The following is a 17,737-nucleotide window of genomic DNA, read 5'->3' as shown; positions in this document are numbered from 1 at the left end:
TTTCCCCCATCGTCTGCGTCGTCTGCGTTCGCTGCGTTGCTCGGTCGGCGAGAGGGACCGGACCGGCGGCGGGAAGGTTGCCGCGCCCTCGGGCGGTTGAGCGCGTTTCAGCCTTCCTCGCTCCGCAGGCGTCCCGCCCGTCCCGACGGCGGCCTCTCCCGCCACAGCCGCAGTCCGATGTCGACCATCGGCACCCGGGTCAGTCCCGGGACGGCGGTCAGGTCCTGCCAGGCCGCCAGGTCCGTGGAGCCTCCGACCTCGAACCGCAGGTCACCGCCGGTGACCCGGACCTCGTAGACGAGCTGTACGCCGTGGTGGTCGACGGTTCGCCGCAGGAGGCCTCCGAACCCGGCGCGGCTCGGGCGGGTGGCGCGGTGGGAGCCGACGCCGAGCAGGGCGGTGGGCTCGACGCGGTAGCCGGTCTCCTCCTCGACCTCGCGCACGACGGTGTCGTGGGGGTCCTCGCCGTGCTCCATGCCGCCGCCCGGCAGCACCCACTCGGGGATCCCGCCGGGACCCGGTGACCGGGCGAGCAGGACCTGTCCGTCACGGACGCATATGGCGTAGGCCGCCACCCTCAGCTTTCGGCGCACTCCGGGACGTTAACCCGCCGGGCGCGGACCGTGGTGCGGCTCACAGGATTGTCACAGCCCGCCCCTTGTGTCCCCGATGGCGTATGGCGGAAGTACGCCATGGCTCCATCCCGTCCCGGACAACTCTCCCCAAACAGTGAACCCTTGCGTAAAGCTGAGCGGTCGTCCGGGATCGGATTCCGGACCGTTGCGGCCAGGACCGATCGGCCCCGGTCGTTCTCGCACGTTCCTTCACCTACAAGGGATGCCGATGACCCACAGCCCCCAGCGCGAACCGATACCGGGCGCGAGACGCGCGGCCCGCCTTGCCGTGGCCACGGGCCTCGTCGCCGCGCTCTGCGCGGTCGGGCCGATACCCGTGGCCTTCGCCGCCGACGGTCCGGGGACCGCGCCCCCCGTCGACTCCTCCGTCGGCGCAGGCGCCAAGTCCGCGCCCGACAAGCTCGGTTCGGACGACGCGGACCTGCTCGCCGAGGCGAAGGCCGACGGCACGAAGAACGTCACGATGATGGTCGCCACCGCGCCGGGCGAGACCGAGCAGGTGGCGAAGAAGCTCGACGCGGTCGACGGCGGCTCCGTCGGCCGGACCTACGACGAACTCGGCTACGTGCGCGCCACCGTGCCCACCGCCGAGGCGGACTCGGCCATCGCCGCCGCCGCGAAGCTCTCCTCCGTGCACGGCATCGACCTGCGCGACGAGATCCCGCTGGACGACCCGACGCCGGGCGCGGACCGGGCGAAGGGCGGCGAGCACCACCAGGGCCGCTCCTACCCCGCGCCGGACCGCCGCACCCCCGCCGAGAACCCGTACAACCCGTCCTTCGAGACGGGCGCCGTCGACTTCGTGAAGAAGCACCCGAAGGCGGACGGCCGCGGCGTCACCATCGGCATCCTCGACTCGGGCGTCGACCTCGCCCACCCGGCGCTGCAGAAGACCACCACCGGCGAGCGCAAGATCGTCGACTGGGTCACCGCGACCGACCCGGTCGTCGACGGCGACCGGACCTGGCGCCCGATGACCACCTCCGTCTCCGGGCCCACCTTCACCTACGGCGGGCAGACGTGGACGGCGCCGGCCGGCTCCTACCGGGTCAGCACCTTCCTGGAGTCGTACACCACCGGCGGTGACGCCGGGGGCGACGCCAACCGGGACGGCGACACCACCGACTCCTGGGGCGTCCTCTACGACGCGGCGGCCGGCACGGTCCGCGTCGACCTGAACGGCAACCACGACTTCGCCGACGACACCCCGATGAAGCCGTACAAGGACGGCTTCCAGATCGGGTACTTCGGCACCGACGACCCGAAGACGGACGTGGCCGAACGCCAGCCGTTCGTCGTCGAGATCCGTAAGGACGTCGTCTACAACGGGGCGGGCGCGAAGGCCGACTTCGTCAACATCGGCGTCATCGAGGGCTCGCACGGCTCGCACGTGGCCGGTCTCGCCGCCGCCAACGGCCTGTTCGGCGGCCGGATGGACGGCGCCGCGCCCGGCGCGAAGATCGTTTCGTCGCGCGCTTGCACCTGGAGCGGCGGCTGCACCAACGTCGCGCTCACCGAGGGCATGTTCGACCTCGTCGTCAACCGCGGCGTCGACATCGTCAACATGTCGATCGGCGGCCTCCCCGCGCTCAACGACGGCAACAACGCGCGCGCCGAGCTGTACACGCGGCTCATCGACACCTACGGCGTCCAGCTGGTGATCTCCGCGGGCAACTCCGGCCCCGGCGCCAACACCATCGGCGACCCGTCGCTCGCGGACAAGGTGATCTCGGTCGGCGCGTCCGTCTCCCGCGAGACCTGGGCCGCCAACTACGGCTCCGCGGTGAAGACCAAGTACGCGATGATGCCGTTCTCCTCGCGCGGACCCCGTGAGGACGGCGGCTTCACGCCGACGCTCACCGCGCCCGGCGCCGCCGTCAACACCATCCAGACCTGGATGCCCGGCGCCCCGGTCCCGGAGGCGGGGTACGACCTCCCCGCCGGCTACGGCATGCTCCAGGGCACCTCGATGGCGTCCCCGCAGGCCGCCGGCGCCTCCGCGCTGCTGCTGTCCGCGGCGAAGCAGGCGGGCATCGACCTCACCCCGGCCAAGCTGCGCACCGCGCTGACCTCCACCGCCGACCACATCAAGGGCGTGCAGGCGTACGAGGAGGGCGCGGGTCTGATCAACGTTCCCGACGCCTGGCGGTCGATCCGCAAGGGCGCCACCGCCCACGAGTACACGGTCAAGGCGCCGGTCGACACCGCGATCGACCAGTTCCTGAAGACGCCGGGGTACGGCACCGGCCTCTACGACCGCGAGGGCGGCCTGAAGGCCGGTGAGAGCAGGACGTACGACATCACGCTCACCCGTACGTCCGGCGCGGACCGCGCGATCCGGCACGAGCTGCACTTCGAGAACAACACCGACCGCACCTTCCGGATCGTCGGCTCCGACGAGGTGAGGCTGCCGCTGAACGAGCCGGTGACCGTCAAGGTGCAGGCGAAGCCGCGCTCGGAGGGCATCAAGAGCGCGATCCTCGAGGTCGACGACCCGCGCACCGAGGGCACCGACAAGCTGGTCCTGACCACGGTCGTGGCCTCGGCCCCGCTGGCGTACGACTTCTCCGCGAAGGGCTCCGTGCAGCGCAACGACACCGAGTCGTACTTCGTGACCGTCCCCGAGGGCGCCAAGGCGCTGGAGGTGGCGATGAGCGGGCTGAAGGACGGGAGCCAGACCCGGTTCGTCGCCCTCCACCCGTACGGTGTCCCGGTCGACAACACCTCCACGCCGTACTGCTACAACAACTACCTCGACGGCAACGGCTGCCGGCCCGACGTGCGCGCGTACGCCGACCCGCAGCCCGGCGTCTGGGAGATCGAGGTCGAGTCGCGGCGCACCTCGCCGCTGCTGGACAACCCGTACAAGCTGGACGTCACCGTCCTCGGCGCCACCTTCGACCCGGAGGTCGTGACCGTGCCCGAGGCCAAGGTGGGCACCCCGGCCGCCGCCTCCTGGAAGGTGACGAACCAGTACGGTCCGATCGAGGGCAAACTGGCCGGCGGCCCGCTCGGCTCGGCCGAGACGTCCCGCCCGTCGATCAAGCAGGGTGAGACGTCCACGTCGACGGTCGAGGTGCCCGAGGGCGCCGAGTCGCTGGACGTGGCCATCGGGGGCGTCTCCGACGCGGCCTCCGACCTGGACCTGACGGTCTACGACAGGGACGGCAACGTCGTCGGCCAGTCCGCCGACGGCGACTCGGAGGAGTCGGTCTCCGTGCCGAAGCCGGCCGCCGGCACCTACACGGTCGAGGTCGTGGGCTACTCGGTGCCGTCGGGCACCACGGAGTACGACTACCGGGACGTGTACTTCGCCGCGTCCCTCGGCTCGGTCACCGTGGACGGTTCGGCACCGGTGAAGCTCGGCACGGGCGACACGGCGACGGTCTCCGGCAGCGTCACGGCGCTGGCCGCCGCTCCGGAGGGCCGTGAGTTCTTCGGGCAGGTCCAGCTGGTGAACGCCCACGGCACCGCCGCGGGCCTCGGCAGCGTACGGATCGGGACGGTCGTGCCGTAGTCCGGTGCGGCACACGGGGAGGGCGGGCGCTCCGCGGGGCGCCCGCCCTTTCCGCGTGCCGGGCGTCAGCCGCAGGTGAGGGTGCGGGACTCCGGCAGGGACGCGGTGATCCAGGCGCGTTCGGCGGCGATGGCCTCCTCGCCGGTGATCACGGCGTCCGGGCTGTCGCCGTCCAGCGGGATGCCGATCAGCGCGCGGTCGCCCTCGACGAGCCGGGCGGTGGTGTCGTCCAGGACGAACGTGATCCGCTCGCCCGTGTTCCCCGGCCGTTCCCGCGGCTTGTGGGAGCGGGTCACGTCCAGGGTGACCCGGTGCTGCCCGGCCCCCGGCAGCGGTTCGGCGCGGGTCACCGTGCCCTCGGCCACCAGACGGGCGCAGGCGAGGTAGCGGGGGCTGCCGAAGGCGACACCGCCGGCCCCGGCGGAGTCCGCCTGCCGGTCGCCCGCCTCGGCACTGCCGCTCGCCGTGTCGTCGAGGGCCCCGCCTCCGCCCTGGACCACCAGCCATCCCAGGCCCGTCACCACGGTGGCGGCGCAGGCCGCCGCGAGCCCGCCGAGGGCGAGGGCGAGCGGACGGCGCCGGGGGCGGCGAGAGGGCTCCCCCACGGGGGAGACCCGGGGGGCGGGCAGCGGTTCGCTCAGCGACCGGCCGATGATTCCCAGCTGCTCCCGCAGCAGCGCCACGTCGGCCGCCGCCGACCGGTACTCGGCATCGGCGTCCGCCCCGGGCGGCAGCGGCTCGCCCGTGATCGCGGCCATCAGCGCGTCCTGCCCACCGGGGTGCTGTTCGGCGGCCATCTCACACCACCTCGTCCTCGTGCAGGCGGGCCCGCAGCGCCCGCACCGCCGTGTGCAGCCTGCTCTTGACCGTGCCCTCGGGGATGCCGAGCTCCTCGGCGATGCCGCGCACCGGCAGGTCGGCGTAGAAGCGCAGGACGAGGACCTGGCGCTGGGCGTCGGGCAGCTCGTCCAGGCCCTGCGCGACGGCGAGGGAGTTCACGCTGGTGTCCTCCCCGGAGGGCTGCTCCGCCTGGCGCAGGGCGGCGAGGCGTTCACCGAGCCGGTCCTGGCGGCGCCTGGCCCGGTGCCAGTCCATGGCCAGGTTGGAGGCGACGACCGCCGCCCACGCGGACACGTCGCGCGGCGCCTCGCGTCCGCTCGCCGTCCGCTCCAGCAGCCGCAGCCTGACCTGCTGCACCCCGTCCTGCAGGTCCGCCTGCGGCACTCCGCCGAGCGCGAGCACCGCCCGCACCCTGCGCTCCTGGGCCGCGTCCAGGGGATCGTCGAGTGCGTCCCCCTGGCCGCGGCGGGCCTTTCCGCGCAGCACAGCCACCCCTCCCCCGGGCCCGAGGGCCCGGCCGCGTTTCCCCTATGACGCCGGCGGAGCCGGAAACGTTCGCGGAGCCGGAAACGTTCGCGGAGCCGGCCGCGCTCCGGCACGAGGCGTGCGAGGCGTGCGTCACATCGTCGTGTGAGGGGGGAAGGGATGGGCAGGGGCCGGAACAGCACAGCTTGCGGCGCGGGGCCCGGCGGAGGTGAATTTCTGCAGTTCAGCACGGGTTTCCGCCGAAGGACCGCGCCTGCTGTCCGAGCCACCGCGTCCCAGGGTGCGGGCACGGGGCGCAAAGAACTGGACAGGCGGGCCGGGCTTCGCCCCATGATGGAAAAGTCTCGGCCGAGCAACGCGCGCGTGAAGACACGCGCACAGACGGAGAAGGAGTCACCGTGAGGGTCGGAATCGTCGGAGCCACCGGTCAGGTCGGCACGGTCATGCGCAGGATCCTCACGGAACGGAACTTCCCGGTCACCGAGCTGCGCCTGTTCGCCTCCGCCCGCAGCGCCGGCAAGGAGCTGGAGGGTGTGACGGTGGAGGACACGGCCACCGCCGACTACTCCGGCCTGGACATCGTGCTGTTCTCCGCGGGCGGCGCCACGTCCAAGGCGCTGGCCGAAAAGGTCGCCTCCCAGGGACCGGTGGTGATCGACAACTCCTCCGCCTGGCGCCGTGACCCCGAGGTCCCGCTGGTCGTGTCCGAGGTGAACCCGCACGCGATCGCCGACCGCCCCAAGGGCATCATCGCCAACCCGAACTGCACGACGATGGCCGCGATGCCGGTCCTGCGTCCGCTGCACGCGGAGGCGGGTCTCGAAGCCCTGGTCGTCGCCACCTACCAGGCCGTGTCCGGTTCCGGCGTGGCCGGCGTGGACGAGCTGTTCGAGCAGGTCCAGAAGGTCGGCGCGGACGCGCCCAAGCTCGCCCACGACGGTGCGGCGGTGGAGTTCCCGAAGCCGGAGAAGTACGTGGCGCCGATCGCGTACAACGTGCTGCCGCTGGCCGGTTCGATCGTGGACGACGGCCTGCACGAGACGGACGAGGAGCAGAAGCTCCGCCACGAGTCCCGCAAGATCCTGGAGGTCCCGGAGCTGAAGGTCTCCGGCACCTGCGTGCGCGTGCCCGTCTTCAGCGGCCACTCCCTCCAGATCAACGCCCGCTTCGCCCGGCCCCTGAGCGTGGAGCGCGCCAAGGAGCTGCTGGCCGGTGCCCCCGGCGTCGCGCTCACCGAGGTGCCGACCCCGCTGGAGGCGGCCGGCCAGGACCCGTCGTACGTGGGCCGTATCCGCCAGGACGAGACCGTGGACAACGGTCTCGCCCTGTTCGTCTCCAACGACAACCTGCGCAAGGGCGCGGCCCTGAACGCGGTGCAGATCGCGGAGCTGGTGGCGGCGGAGCTCAAGGGCTAGGCCCCTGGGGCTGGGCCTGGGGCCGGCCCCGCCTCACCTCGTAGAGGAAGCAGCCGTACTCGACGGCCCGGACGTGGACGAACGCCACGGCCGGGTCGTCGAACGCTTCCCGGAGGGCGGGTGGGAAGGCGTCGGCGCCCTCGACCAGCCGGCCGCCCAGGATGCGTCCGCCGGCCGAGTAGCGGCGCAGGACACGGTGCGCGTTCGTGAAGGCGAGGCCGTCCGCCTCCGGTCCCGCGCACTCCTCGGCGTGGACGAAGACCGGGCCCCGCTCGTCGTAGGCGCCCGGGTCGGCGCCGGTCTCGGCGGCCCAGCGCCGCAGCGGGGCGTACGAGACGAGCGCGATCCTCTCCCCCGGGCGGCTGCGGCGCAGGCAGCAGCGCAGGGGTGCGCCGCCCTCGCCGTCGGTGAACGGGGCGGGTGCGCGGCCCGCGTCGTCGGTGGTGCGCAGTTCCCTCAGGGCGGCCGGCGGGACCGGCCGTGCGGTGTAGTGCTGCATGGCTCCCAGGCTCGCGCGCGCCCGGTCCGCGCACCGGCGGGAAATGGACATCGCGTTCCGTACCGGCCACGTGGAAGGATGGCGCAACCCACACATAACGAGGAGATGACCGCGTGCCTGGCACAAACCTGACTCGCGAAGAGGCGCGGCAGCGGGCGACGCTGCTGACCGTTGACTCGTACGAGATCGATCTCGACCTCACCGGCGCGCAGGAGGGCGGCACCTACCGGTCCGTGACCACGGTGCGCTTCGACGTCGCCGAGGGCGGCGGCGAGTCCTTCATCGACCTGGTCGCGCCGACGGTCCACGAGGTGACGCTGAACGGCGACGCCCTCGACGCCGCCGAGGTGTTCCGGGACTCCCGCATCGACCTGCCGGGGCTGCTGCCGGGGCGCAACATCCTGCGCGTGGTCGCCGACTGCGCGTACACCAACACCGGTGAGGGCCTGCACCGGTTCGTCGACCCGGTCGACGACCAGGCCTACCTGTACACGCAGTTCGAGGTGCCGGACGCGCGCCGCGTCTTCGCGAGCTTCGAGCAGCCGGACCTCAAGGCGACCTTCCAGTTCACCGTGAAGGCGCCCGAGGGCTGGACGGTCATCTCCAACTCGCCCACCCCCGAGCCGCAGGACAACGTCTGGGTCTTCGAGCCGACCCCGCGCATCTCGTCGTACATCACGGCGCTGATCGTCGGCCCGTACCACTCGGTGCACAGCGTGTACGAGAAGGACGGCCAGTCGGTTCCGCTCGGCATCTACTGCCGTCCCTCGCTGGCCGAGCACCTCGACGCGGACGCCATCTTCGAGGTGACCCGGCAGGGCTTCGAGTGGTTCCAGGAGAAGTTCGACTACCCGTACCCCTTCGCGAAGTACGACCAGCTCTTCGTGCCCGAGTTCAACGCGGGCGCGATGGAGAACGCGGGCGCGGTGACCATCCGGGACCAGTACGTGTTCCGTTCGAAGGTGACGGACGCCGCGTACGAGGTGCGGGCGGCGACGATCCTGCACGAGCTGGCGCACATGTGGTTCGGTGACCTGGTCACCATGGAGTGGTGGAACGACCTGTGGCTGAACGAGTCGTTCGCCACCTACGCGGAGGCCGCCTGCCAGGCCGACGCGCCCGGCTCCAAGTGGCCGCACTCGTGGACGACGTTCGCGAACCAGATGAAGACCTGGGCGTACCGGCAGGACCAGCTGCCGTCCACGCACCCGATCATGGCGGACATCAACGACCTGGACGACGTGCTCGTCAACTTCGACGGCATCACGTACGCCAAGGGCGCCTCGGTGCTCAAGCAGCTCGTGGCGTACGTCGGTGAGGACGAGTTCTTCCGGGGCGTGCAGGCGTACTTCAAGCGGCACGCGTTCGGCAACACGTGCCTGTCCGACCTGCTGGGCGCCCTGGAGGAGACCTCCGGCCGCGACCTGAAGACCTGGTCGAAGGCGTGGCTGGAGACGGCCGGCATCAATGTGCTGCGCCCGGAGATCGAGACGGACGCCGACGGTGTGATCACGTCCTTCGCGATCCGCCAGGAGGCCCCCGCCCTGCCCGCCGGTGCGAAGGGCGAGCCGACGCTGCGTCCGCACCGCATCGCGATCGGCGCCTACGACCTGGACGCGGACGGCAAGCTGGTGCGCGGCGTGGGGGTCCCCCCGGCCGAAGGCTGGGGGAGGGTCGAGCTGGACGTCGACGGCGAGCTGACGGCCGTGCCGGAGCTGGTCGGCAAGCGCCGCCCGGCGGTCGTGCTGCTCAACGACGACGACCTGTCGTACGCCAAGGTCCGTCTGGACGAGCAGTCGCTGGCCGTCGTCACCGAGCACCTGGGTGACTTCGCCGAGTCGCTGCCGCGCGCCCTGTGCTGGGCGTCGGCGTGGGACATGACCCGGGACGCGGAGCTCGCCACCCGCGACTACCTCGCCCTGGTCCTGTCCGGCATCGGCAAGGAGTCCGACATCGGCGTCGTGCAGTCGCTGCACCGCCAGGTGAAGCTGGCCATCGACCAGTACGCCGCCCCGACCGCCCGCGAGGCGCTGCTCACCCGCTGGACCGAGGCCACGCTGGCCCACCTGCGGGCCGCCGAGGCGGGCAGCGACCACCAGCTGGCGTGGGCGCGCGCGTTCGCGGTGACGGCCAGGACGCCGGAGCAGCTGGACCTGCTGGACGCCCTGCTGGACGGCACGCAGACGATCGAGGGCCTGGCCGTCGACACGGAGCTGCGCTGGGCGTTCGTGCAGCGGCTGGCGGCCGTGGGCCGGTTCGGCGGGTCGGAGATCCAGAGCGAGTACGAGCGGGACCGGACGGCCGCCGGTGAGCGGCACGCCGCCACCGCGCGTGCCGCCCGCCCGACCGAGGCGGCCAAGGCGGAGGCCTGGGAGTCGGTCGTGGAGTCCGACAAGCTGCCGAACGCCGTGCAGGAGGCGGTCATCGCCGGCTTCGTCCAGACCGACCAGCGGGAGCTGCTGGCGCCGTACACGGAGCGGTACTTCGAGGCGCTGAAGGGCGTCTGGGAGTCCCGTTCGCACGAGATGGCGCAGCAGATCGCGGTCGGCCTGTACCCGGCGGTGCAGGTGTCGCGGGAGACCCTGGACCGCACGGACGCCTGGCTGTCCTCCGCGGAGCCGAACGCGGCCCTGCGGCGGCTGGTCTCGGAGTCCCGCTCGGGTGTCGAGCGCGCGCTGAAGGCGCAGGCGGCGGACGCGGCGGCGGCCGGCGAGTAGGCGTCACGTCCCTGGGGGCGTCCGGTGTCGCACCGGGCGCCCCCTTCCCGTGCCCCGGTCGGGCCGGGCCGCCGCGCGGACGGAGGCGTCGGGGGTGGCGAGTACGGCGAGCCCGAGGCCGCGTCCTTCCAGTGGGGCGACGGTCACAGCGGAACTACCGTCGCAGTGCCCGATCCGTCAGGTCCGTCAGGTCCGCCGGATCCGTCGGATCCGTCAGGCCCGCCGAATCCACCGGATCCGTCAGGTCCGCCGGATCCCTCGAATCCGTCGGACCCTTTCGACCGGTCCTCGAAGGAGAACCGAGAGGTTCCCGGGGGGCGGCCGCCTGCGCCCGGGGCGCGAGCTGTCCCGCGGCCGTCGCCGCGAACGCCAGCGCCATGCCCGCCAGCTGCACCGGCGTCAGCGCCTGGCCGAGCGCCGCCCAGCCGACGACGGCGGCGGTCAGCGGCGAGAGCGGGCCGAGGAAGGTGACCTGGGTGGCGGAGAGCCGGCCGATGCCGCGGAACCAGAGCCAGTACGCCAACGCCGTGTTGGCCAGGGCCAGGTAGAGGTAGCCGCCGACCGCCGGGCCGTCCAGGGCGGGCGGGGCGCCCTCGGCCAGGAGGGCGAGCGGCGCGATGAGCAGGCCGCCCGCGGTCAGCTGCCAGCCGGTGAGCGCGAGCGGGCCGACGCCTTCGGGGCGGCCCCACCGCTTGGTGAGCACGGTGCCGGTCGACATGGACGCGGTGGACGCGAGGGCCGCCAGCACGCCGAGCGCGTCCAGCGCCCCGGCCGCCTTCAGCACCACCAGGCTGACGCCGAACGCGGCGACGACGCCGGTGAGCACGGCCCGCGTGGTGGGCCGCTGTCCGAGCAGCAGCGCCGAGAGCCCGACGACGAACAGCGGGCCGGCCGAGCCGACCGCGGCGGCCGTACCGCCCGGCAGCCGGTAGGCGGAGAGGAACAGCAGCGGGAAGAAGGCCCCGATGTTCAGCGCGCCCAGCACCGCCGCCTTCCACCACCAGGCGCCGCGCGGCAGTACCCGGGCGAGGGCGAGCAGCAGCAGACCGGCGGGCAGGGCGCGCATCAGCCCGGTGAACAGGGGTCGGTCGGGCGGCAGGAACTCGGTGGTCACGGCGTAGGTGGTGCCCCAGGAGACGGGGGCGAGGGCGGTGAGCGCGATGAGGGCGGGGCGGCCGGCGGCCATGGCGGGCTTCCTTCCGGGAAGACGGGAGGAGCGGAAGCTCAATGGCAAGTAGCTTAGCCCTAAGCAAGTTTCCGTCAAGCTACTTTCTTGCAGCCGAGTGGAATCGGTCCAATACTCGTGCCATGAGTGAACGCCCCGGGCAGCGGCCCGAGCCGCGCAAGGACGCCGTCGACGCGATCATCGACCAGTGGGCGTCGGTGCGGCCCGATCTGGACACGGCCGCCATGGAGGTGTTCGGCCGCGTCTTCCGGCTCGCGCGCGCGATGGGCGACCGGATGGAGAAGGCGTACACGCCCTTCGGGATCTCCCGCGGCGAGTTCGACGCCCTGGCCACCCTGCGCCGCTCCGGGGAGCCCTACACGCTCTCACCCCGGCAGTTGTCGGCCACGCTGATGCTGACCACCGGCGGTATGACCGGCCGGCTGGACAAGCTGGAACGGGCCGGGCTGCTGCGCCGCTCCCCCGATCCGCACGACCGCCGCGCGCTGCAGGTCACGCTCACCGACCGGGGACTGGAGCTGATCGACGAGGCGGTCGGCGCGGGGCTGGCCGCCCAGACGGAGGCCCTGTCCGCGCTCGACGGCGAACGAGCGGGCCAGTTGGCGGGCCTGCTGCGGGAACTCCTCGCCGGCACCGAGAAGTAGGCGGCGCCTCGGCCGGCTCAGGCGCCGGCTGCCCATGCCGAGGGCGCCGGTCCCGTCCGCGCACGGCCGGCGCGCGTGCGTGCGGGGGGACCGGCGCCCTCGGTGAAGCTGAGGTGAGCCGACGGGCTGTGAGCCCGCCGGGGGCCTCGGCCCGTCAGGCCTTGGCGTCTGCCTTGGGCCGGGTCTTGATGTTGCGGGAGGTCACGCGGTGCTCCTCCTTGGACCTGTCCAGGACCATGACCAGGGCCGTGATGACCACGAACAGCGCGATCGGGGCCACGACGTAGAGGCCCACCGTCTCGATGACGCTGAGGCCCGGACCGGGGTCGTCGCCGTCGTCGCGGGTCAGCGCGAGCGCGGGGGACGACATGAGCAGCATCATCAGCGTCGTACCGGCTGCCAGGGCGCCGGCGCGCAGGGCGTTCTTCTTGTCCACGGTGCAAAGTTAGCGAACGGCCGTCAGGGGCGCGCGCCCGGGGTGCCGTACGAGGCCCGGGCACGGCCTCCGGGCGGGCGCGCTCAGTCGCCGGCGCCGTCCCGTACGGCGTCGATCAGGCCGTGCAGCCGGGGTGAGACGGCCAGGTCCTCCAGGGTCACGGGGCGGCCCTCGGCGTCGGCGACGGGCAGGCGCCAGTTCGGGTACTGGTCCCAGGTGCCGGGGAGGTTCTGCGGGCGGCGGTCGCCGACGGCGTCCGGGAGCCAGATGCCGGTCATACGGGCAGGGGTGCGCCGCAGGAAGCGGTGGACGGCCTGGATGCCGGCCTCCTCGGAGGGGGCGCCGGTGTCACCGCCGGTGCCGTGCAGCAGACCGAGCCGGGCCAGCAGGTCCAGCCACTCCGCCGCGTCCGCCGACGCCTCGGCCCGTTCCTCCTCGAGCGGACGGGTGAGCAGGCCGAGCCGGTCGCGGAGTTCGACGTGTTCGCCGGTGAGCCGGGCGGCGGTGGACGGCAGGTCGTGGGTGGTGGCGGTGGCCAGGCAGTCGGCGCGCCACCGTTCGGGGGGCAGGGGGCGGCCGTCGCCCGCCCAGTCGCGCTCGAACCACAGCACGGAGGTGCCGAGCACCCCGCGTTCGCGCAGTGCCTCGCGCACGCCGGGCTCCACGGTGCCAAGGTCCTCCCCGATGACCACGGCGCCGGCCCGGGCCGCCTCCAGGACGAGGACGGCGAGCATGGCCTCGGCGTCGTAGCGGACGTAGGTGCCCTCGGTGGGCGGGCGGCCCTCGGGGACCCACCAGAGCCGGAACAGGCCCATGACATGGTCGATGCGCAGGGCTCCGGCGTAGCGGAACAGGCCGCGCAGCAGGTGCCGGAAGGGCGCGTAGCCGGACTCGGCCAGGCGGTCGGGGCGCCAGGGCGGCAGGCCCCAGTCCTGGCCGCGGGCGTTGAAGGCGTCGGGCGGGGCGCCCACCGACATGCCGGCGGCGAAGTACTCCTGCTGGGCCCAGGAGTCGGCGCCGCGCGGATGCACGCCCACGGCGAGGTCGTGGACGATCCCGACCGGCATCCCGGCCTCGCGGGCGGTGCGCTGGGCTGCGGTGAGCTGGGTGTCGGTGAGCCAGGCGAGGCGGGAGTGGAAGTCGACGCGGTCCATCAGCTCGGTACGGGCGCGGTCGGTGTCGGCCGAGCGGGGGTGGCGCAGTCCTTCGGGCCACCGGTGCCAGTCGGAGCCGTGGACCTCGGCGAGCGCGCACCAGGTGGCGTGGTCCTCCAGGGCGGTGCCCTGTTCGGCGAGGTAGTCGCAGTAGGCGGCGCGGCGGCCGGGTCCGAGGGGGACCTCGTGGAGCAGTTCGAGGGCGGCGCGCTTGAGCTCCCACACGGCGTCCCGGTCGATCAGGGCGTTTTCCTCCAGCACGGCCGCGCGCAGTCGTCCGGCCCGCTCCCGCAGGTTCCGGGCGCGCTCGGGATCGGTGACGTGGGCGAACTCGGGCACGTCCTCGATCCGCAGGTGCACGGGGTCGGGGAAGCGGCGCGAGGAGGGCCGGTACGGGGAGGGGTCGGTGGGGGCGCCGGGCACGGCCGCGTGCAGCGGGTTGACCTGGACGAATCCGGCACCGAGGGCGCGTCCGGACCAGGCGGCCAGTTCGCCGAGGTCGCCGAGGTCGCCCATGCCCCAGGAGCGGCGGGAGAGGAGGGAGTAGAGCTGGACGAGGAGTCCGTAGGAGCGGGTGGCGGGGGCGGTCAGCCGGTCGGGCGCGACGATCAGGTGGGCGCGGGCGGTGCGGCCGTCGGGCGCGGTGGCGGTCAGCCGGTGGACGCCGGCCGGGAGCCGGCCGGTGTCGGAGCGGGTCTCGCCCTGCTCGGTGTCCACGCGCAGCCGGGTGCCCTCGGGCAGTGCGGCCAGGGCGGCCGGTGTGCCGCCGCCCTGCCGGCCGACCACGGTGGGCGGCAGCAGGCGTGCGCGCAGCTCGTCCTCGCGGGCGGCGAGCGCGGCGCGCACGGCCCCGGGAGTGCTCGTGTCCACCCCGAGGGCGGCCAGCGCGAGGGTGACGGCGGTGGCCGGGACCGTGACGGTGCGGCCCGGGGACGGGCTGTAGGAGGTGGCGACGCCGTGCAGGGCGGCGAGCCGGGTCAGATCCTCGGGAAGGTCCTCGGTGGGGGGCTCGGCCGGCCGGGCTGCTGCCATCTGTGACCTCTACGACCTCGTGGGTTCCGGGACGGCGAAGGAGGGGCCGCCCTGCTCCGGCACGTCCGCCGTGAGTTCGGGCGAGGACTCGCTGGTCAGCGGCACGGCGTCGGCGAACGGCGACTCGCTGGTGAGGGGCTCGGCGTCGGGCAGCGGCGGTTCGCTGGTGAGCGGGGTCTCGGCGCAGCTGCCGGTGGCGCCGAAGACGCAGTAGTGCGGGGTGTCGGAGGCGGCGGAGGGCTCCGCCCAGGGGGTGGACGGCTCCGCCGCGGGTTTGGACGGGGCCGGGAGCAGAAGCGGTGCCAGTGCAGCCACGGGGGTCTCCTTCGTAGTACTTCGTCGGACTTCGTCGAGATTCGTCGACTTCTGCCGCGCACGCTTTTGGCGGGTTACGGCAGCCCTACCCAGTCCGCGCGAGGACAGGCGCCCCGACACCGACAACGTGGGCCTGGTCACACCCCACCCCCGCGGTCTCGCGACCAATCCGGGCAGAACGCTCACCTAACCCGTTCGGGGACCGCGCAAACCGGTCACATGGGCGAGCGCCGCCGACAGGGCCACGACCCGGGCGGCGCTCCCACCCGCGCCGCGCCCTGGCTGCCCGGGTCGTCGCGGGGATACCGCGTACGGTCGTGAACCAGCCCCTGCGGAGGGAAACCACCGTCCCGCTCGCGCCCGCCGTGTACGCGTCCTGCCTGCTGGCAACGGCGACGGCGCTGCCGCTGCTGGGGCGCTCGGTGCGGCCGGGTGAGCTGCGGTACGTGTGACGGACGGAGTAGGACAGGACGCCTCGCAGCCGTCCCCGCCTGCCGGCCCATGACCGTTCTCCTACGGGGCCGGGGGCGGGTACCTCGCTGAAAAGCGTGAACAGATGCGGGCGAATGTCCTTATGGCGCTCAAACGAGCGGGCCGAGGACGGAACAGGGGAAGTGTTCGCGCTTTTGGGGAAGGTACGTCACCCACGCTCAGCCCAGGGAAGCCGTGAACCGCCCCCGGGCTTCCGGCCCGAGACGGAGTATCGGGCCATCGCCGGAGTCCTTGGAGTCGCGGACAGCGACAGTTTCGGCAACGCCGAGAGCGACCTCGACGCATTAGCCTGAGGTGTTGCTGTAGCTGGACTTCACGAAGTCGAACTCGGACACCGGTCAAATCTCCCGTCGGATAGCCTCGATGAGCTGGATGGAGTCACGCTGAGCGAGGCTCCGCCGGGCCGTGCGATCGAAGAGATCGCCGTACTCGCTGCTCGCCGCTTCGTCCTCCACCCACACACTGGACGCGATGGTGTCGGCCTGGACCACATCCATCGCCTCGGTCTCATTGAACGACAAGATGGTGAACGGGCCCGTGATGCACGGATGCCCTCCGGCGTGGAACGGCAGGACCTGCAGGCGGACTCTCTCCAGCGCGGCAACCTCCAGGAGCCGTCCCAACTGTCCTCGCATGGTGGAGGAACCACCGATCAACTGCCGCAACGCCGCCTCCCACACGACGGCGTACACCTCAAGCGGACGTTCCCCCACCAGGCGATCCTGCCGACGCATCCGGATGTCGACGACCCGCTCGATCTCCGAGGGACTACACCCCCACCCAGCGCAGCGTCCCCCTCGCCCGGCGACGAGCCTCGCGGCTCGTCGCGGAGTGGGGGCAGCCGGACCTCGCCGGAGACGTCGCCCTCGTCGTCTCGGAGCTGATGACCAACGCCCTGCTGCACGGCAGTGTCCGGGGACGACTCATCCGCGTACACCTCACCCTTGATCACCGCATCCTGCGGGTCGAGGTGAGCGATCCGCGCGGTGAGCGGTTGCCGCGTCCCCGCCCGGTAGGACACATCGGCGAGCAGTTCGGGCGGGGACTCCTCCTGGTCGGAACGCTGAGCGCGCGGTGGGGGTGGGAACCGCGCACCGTCGGCAAGACCGTGTACGCCGAGTGGGACACCCCGCCCGCCAGGCCGGATCTTCCCTACGCTGAGCGTGCGGACCCCCGCAGATCCGGAGGAGCCTTGTGACCGTGACCGCTGACAGGCCGCAGATGCTCGTCACCGAGTTCGAAGAACTCGCCCGCCATGCCGACCGGAGCATGGAAGGCGCGCGGCTCGAGTTCATCAACGGACACCTTGGGGGGAAAGCCGTGCCCGACGGCGATCACGGACGCGTTGTTCAGTGGCTGACTCGCATCTGCATGCAGCACCGGCCCGACCTGTGGCTGGACCCGACACAGGGGCTGGTGATCGAGGAGTACCGTGAGGGCCGCGCCCGCCCGGACGGCTCCCTGGCCCCGGCGGAGGCCTTCGTCGGCCAGGGCGAATGGGCCGACCCCACCCCCGTCCTCATGGTCGTCGAGGTCACCTCGTACGACTCGGACACCGACCGGCGTGGCCGCGTCGAGAAGCCCCGGGCCTACGCCGGGACCGGCATCCCGGTGTACCTGCTCATCGACCGGGACACCTGCGAGATCAAGGTGCACAGCCGTCCGGACGGCGGACGGTACGAGACCGTGCAGACGCTCCCCTTCGGCAAGGAGGTCGCCCTGCCCGATCCCGTCGGGATCACCCTGGACACCGAGCCGCTGAAGAACTGGGTGCGCTGAGCCGGGGCGGACGAAGGCCCGGACCGTCAGGCGGAAATGCCGTCGATCCGGGCCATGGCGTCCTCCGCGCCGTACGGCTGCAAGTACGGCAGCCAGCGCGGGTCCCGGTGGCCCGTGCCGATGATGCGCCAGGCCAGACCCGTGGGCGGGGCGGGTTTGTGGCGCAGGCGCCAGCCGATCTCGCCGAGGTGGCGGTCGGCCTTGACGTGGTTGCAGCGGCGGCAGGACGCCACCACGTTGTCCCACGCGTGCAGGCCCCCGCGACTTCGCGGGACGACGTGGTCGACGCTGGTGGCGACGGCGCCGCAGTACATGCAGCGGCCCCCGTCGCGCGCGAAGAGCGCCCGCCTCGTGAGCGGGACGGGCCCCCGGTAGGGAACCCGCACGAACCGCTTCAGCCGGACCACGCTGGGGGCGGGCACGGTGACGGTCGCGCTGTGCAGGTAGGCGCCGGACTCCTCGAGGCACACGGCCTTGTTCTCGAGGACGAGGACGAGCGCGCGGCGGAGCGGTACGACGCCGAGCGGCTCGTACGACGCGTTGAGAACCAGGACATGCGGCACGGATGCCTCCTTGTACGCCGGCGGCGC

Annotated in this window: 16 protein-coding genes and 2 pseudogenes; 7 read left to right on the top strand and 11 right to left on the bottom strand. The window is 72.8% G+C overall.

Annotation, left to right across the window (positions count from 1 at the left end):
- Positions 1-107 precede the first annotated feature (107 nt).
- Positions 108-593, bottom strand: a complete 486-nt coding sequence (locus ACP4IX_RS01700) for an NUDIX domain-containing protein (RefSeq protein WP_426554527.1) — start codon at positions 591-593, stop codon at positions 108-110.
- Between the two features lie 250 nt (positions 594-843).
- Between ACP4IX_RS01700 and ACP4IX_RS01695 the strand changes: the two genes are divergently transcribed.
- The gene (locus ACP4IX_RS01695; protein WP_426554526.1) at positions 844-4,152 is read left to right on the top strand and encodes a S8 family serine peptidase; all 3,309 of its coding nucleotides are present in this window, start codon (positions 844-846) and stop codon (positions 4,150-4,152) included.
- 65 nt (positions 4,153-4,217) lie between these two features.
- On the opposite strand, the gene ACP4IX_RS01690 is transcribed toward ACP4IX_RS01695, so the two are convergent.
- Positions 4,218-4,949, bottom strand: coding sequence for a hypothetical protein (locus tag ACP4IX_RS01690; protein WP_426554525.1), 732 nt, complete (start codon positions 4,947-4,949; stop codon positions 4,218-4,220).
- A gap of 1 nt (position 4,950) precedes the next feature.
- Positions 4,951-5,478: an RNA polymerase sigma factor gene (locus ACP4IX_RS01685; protein WP_426554549.1), complete on the bottom strand. Its 528-nt coding sequence runs from the start codon at positions 5,476-5,478 to the stop codon at positions 4,951-4,953.
- 398 nt (positions 5,479-5,876) lie between these two features.
- On the opposite strand from ACP4IX_RS01685, the gene ACP4IX_RS01680 reads away from it, so the two are divergent.
- Entirely contained in the window at positions 5,877-6,893 is a 1,017-nt protein-coding gene (locus ACP4IX_RS01680; protein ID WP_426554524.1) for an aspartate-semialdehyde dehydrogenase, read from the top strand.
- Here ACP4IX_RS01680 and ACP4IX_RS01675 read toward each other — a convergent pair.
- A complete protein-coding gene (locus ACP4IX_RS01675; protein ID WP_426554523.1) occupies positions 6,883-7,392 on the bottom strand; it encodes a DUF1203 domain-containing protein in 510 nt (169 codons plus the stop codon). The two genes, ACP4IX_RS01680 and ACP4IX_RS01675, sit on opposite strands and share 11 nt — an antisense overlap.
- 113 nt (positions 7,393-7,505) lie before the next feature.
- Here ACP4IX_RS01675 and pepN point away from each other — a divergent pair, with 113 nt between their 5' ends.
- Positions 7,506-10,109, top strand: a complete 2,604-nt coding sequence (gene pepN / locus ACP4IX_RS01670; RefSeq protein ID WP_426554522.1) for an aminopeptidase N — start codon at positions 7,506-7,508, stop codon at positions 10,107-10,109.
- Positions 10,110-10,263: 154 nt separating this feature from the next.
- Here pepN and ACP4IX_RS01665 read toward each other — a convergent pair whose 3' ends face one another.
- Positions 10,264-11,295, bottom strand: a complete 1,032-nt coding sequence (locus tag ACP4IX_RS01665; protein WP_426517133.1) for an EamA family transporter — start codon at positions 11,293-11,295, stop codon at positions 10,264-10,266.
- Between the two features lie 122 nt (positions 11,296-11,417).
- Here ACP4IX_RS01665 and ACP4IX_RS01660 point away from each other — a divergent pair, with 122 nt between their 5' ends.
- Complete coding sequence (locus ACP4IX_RS01660) at positions 11,418-11,939, top strand: MarR family winged helix-turn-helix transcriptional regulator (protein WP_426554521.1); 522 nt, start codon at positions 11,418-11,420, stop codon at positions 11,937-11,939.
- Positions 11,940-12,093: 154 nt separating this feature from the next.
- Here the strand turns inward: ACP4IX_RS01660 and ACP4IX_RS01655 are convergent, their stop codons facing one another.
- The 3 genes from ACP4IX_RS01655 to ACP4IX_RS01645 all read right to left on the bottom strand — a co-directional run bounded on the left by ACP4IX_RS01655 (position 12,094) and on the right by ACP4IX_RS01645 (position 14,876).
- On the bottom strand, positions 12,094-12,375 hold the full coding sequence (locus ACP4IX_RS01655; RefSeq protein WP_426517129.1) for a hypothetical protein: 282 nt from the start codon (positions 12,373-12,375) through the stop codon (positions 12,094-12,096).
- A gap of 83 nt (positions 12,376-12,458) precedes the next feature.
- Positions 12,459-14,561, bottom strand: a complete 2,103-nt coding sequence (malQ, locus tag ACP4IX_RS01650) for a 4-alpha-glucanotransferase (RefSeq protein ID WP_426554520.1) — start codon at positions 14,559-14,561, stop codon at positions 12,459-12,461.
- A gap of 9 nt (positions 14,562-14,570) precedes the next feature.
- Positions 14,571-14,876 (bottom strand): hypothetical protein, encoded by a 306-nt coding sequence (locus ACP4IX_RS01645; protein ID WP_426517125.1) that lies wholly within the window; start codon positions 14,874-14,876, stop codon positions 14,571-14,573.
- 317 nt (positions 14,877-15,193) lie between these two features.
- On the opposite strand from ACP4IX_RS01645, the gene ACP4IX_RS01640 reads away from it, so the two are divergent.
- Positions 15,194-15,328 carry a hypothetical protein gene (locus ACP4IX_RS01640; protein WP_426554519.1) on the top strand — a complete coding sequence of 45 codons (135 nt, stop codon included), beginning with the start codon at positions 15,194-15,196 and terminating at the stop codon, positions 15,326-15,328.
- A gap of 198 nt (positions 15,329-15,526) precedes the next feature.
- On the opposite strand, the pseudogene ACP4IX_RS01635 reads toward ACP4IX_RS01640, so the two are convergent.
- Together ACP4IX_RS01635 and ACP4IX_RS01630 are read right to left on the bottom strand one after the other, a co-directional pair.
- Positions 15,527-15,640: pseudogene (locus tag ACP4IX_RS01635) on the bottom strand (DUF397 domain-containing protein); the annotation flags it as partial.
- Between the two features lie 66 nt (positions 15,641-15,706).
- Positions 15,707-16,102, bottom strand: coding sequence for a DUF5753 domain-containing protein (locus tag ACP4IX_RS01630; RefSeq protein WP_426554518.1), 396 nt, complete (start codon positions 16,100-16,102; stop codon positions 15,707-15,709).
- 101 nt (positions 16,103-16,203) lie between these two features.
- Between ACP4IX_RS01630 and ACP4IX_RS01625 the strand changes: the two are divergent.
- Both ACP4IX_RS01625 and ACP4IX_RS01620 read left to right on the top strand, forming a co-directional pair.
- A pseudogene (locus ACP4IX_RS01625) lies at positions 16,204-16,566 on the top strand (ATP-binding protein); the annotation flags it as partial.
- Complete coding sequence (locus ACP4IX_RS01620) at positions 16,563-17,147, top strand: Uma2 family endonuclease (protein ID WP_426554517.1); 585 nt, start codon at positions 16,563-16,565, stop codon at positions 17,145-17,147. The pseudogene ACP4IX_RS01625 and the gene ACP4IX_RS01620, both read left to right, overlap by 4 nt.
- Before the next feature lie 26 nt (positions 17,148-17,173).
- On the opposite strand, the gene ACP4IX_RS01615 is transcribed toward ACP4IX_RS01620, so the two are convergent.
- The gene (locus ACP4IX_RS01615; RefSeq protein ID WP_210962055.1) at positions 17,174-17,710 is read right to left on the bottom strand and encodes an HNH endonuclease; all 537 of its coding nucleotides are present in this window, start codon (positions 17,708-17,710) and stop codon (positions 17,174-17,176) included.
- Positions 17,711-17,737 lie beyond the last annotated feature (27 nt).

The sequence above is a fragment of the Streptomyces sp. WG5 genome, from assembly GCF_049974565.1.
Lineage (GTDB): Bacteria > Actinomycetota > Actinomycetes > Streptomycetales > Streptomycetaceae > Streptomyces.
Note: the sequence above shows the minus strand (reverse complement) of the source record. Positions and strands in the feature narration are given on the sequence as shown.

Coding starts and splice junctions, on each gene's coding strand:
- ACP4IX_RS01660 (WP_426554521.1), top strand. CDS start 11,418: ATGAGTGAACGCCCCGGGCAGCGGCCCGAGCCGCGCAAGGACGCCGTC.
- ACP4IX_RS01665 (WP_426517133.1), bottom strand. CDS start 11,295: ATGGCCGCCGGCCGCCCCGCCCTCATCGCGCTCACCGCCCTCGCCCCC.
- ACP4IX_RS01695 (WP_426554526.1), top strand. CDS start 844: ATGACCCACAGCCCCCAGCGCGAACCGATACCGGGCGCGAGACGCGCG.
- ACP4IX_RS01675 (WP_426554523.1), bottom strand. CDS start 7,392: ATGCAGCACTACACCGCACGGCCGGTCCCGCCGGCCGCCCTGAGGGAA.
- malQ (WP_426554520.1), bottom strand. CDS start 14,561: ATGGCAGCAGCCCGGCCGGCCGAGCCCCCCACCGAGGACCTTCCCGAG.
- ACP4IX_RS01630 (WP_426554518.1), bottom strand. CDS start 16,102: ATGCGTCGGCAGGATCGCCTGGTGGGGGAACGTCCGCTTGAGGTGTAC.
- ACP4IX_RS01690 (WP_426554525.1), bottom strand. CDS start 4,949: ATGGCCGCCGAACAGCACCCCGGTGGGCAGGACGCGCTGATGGCCGCG.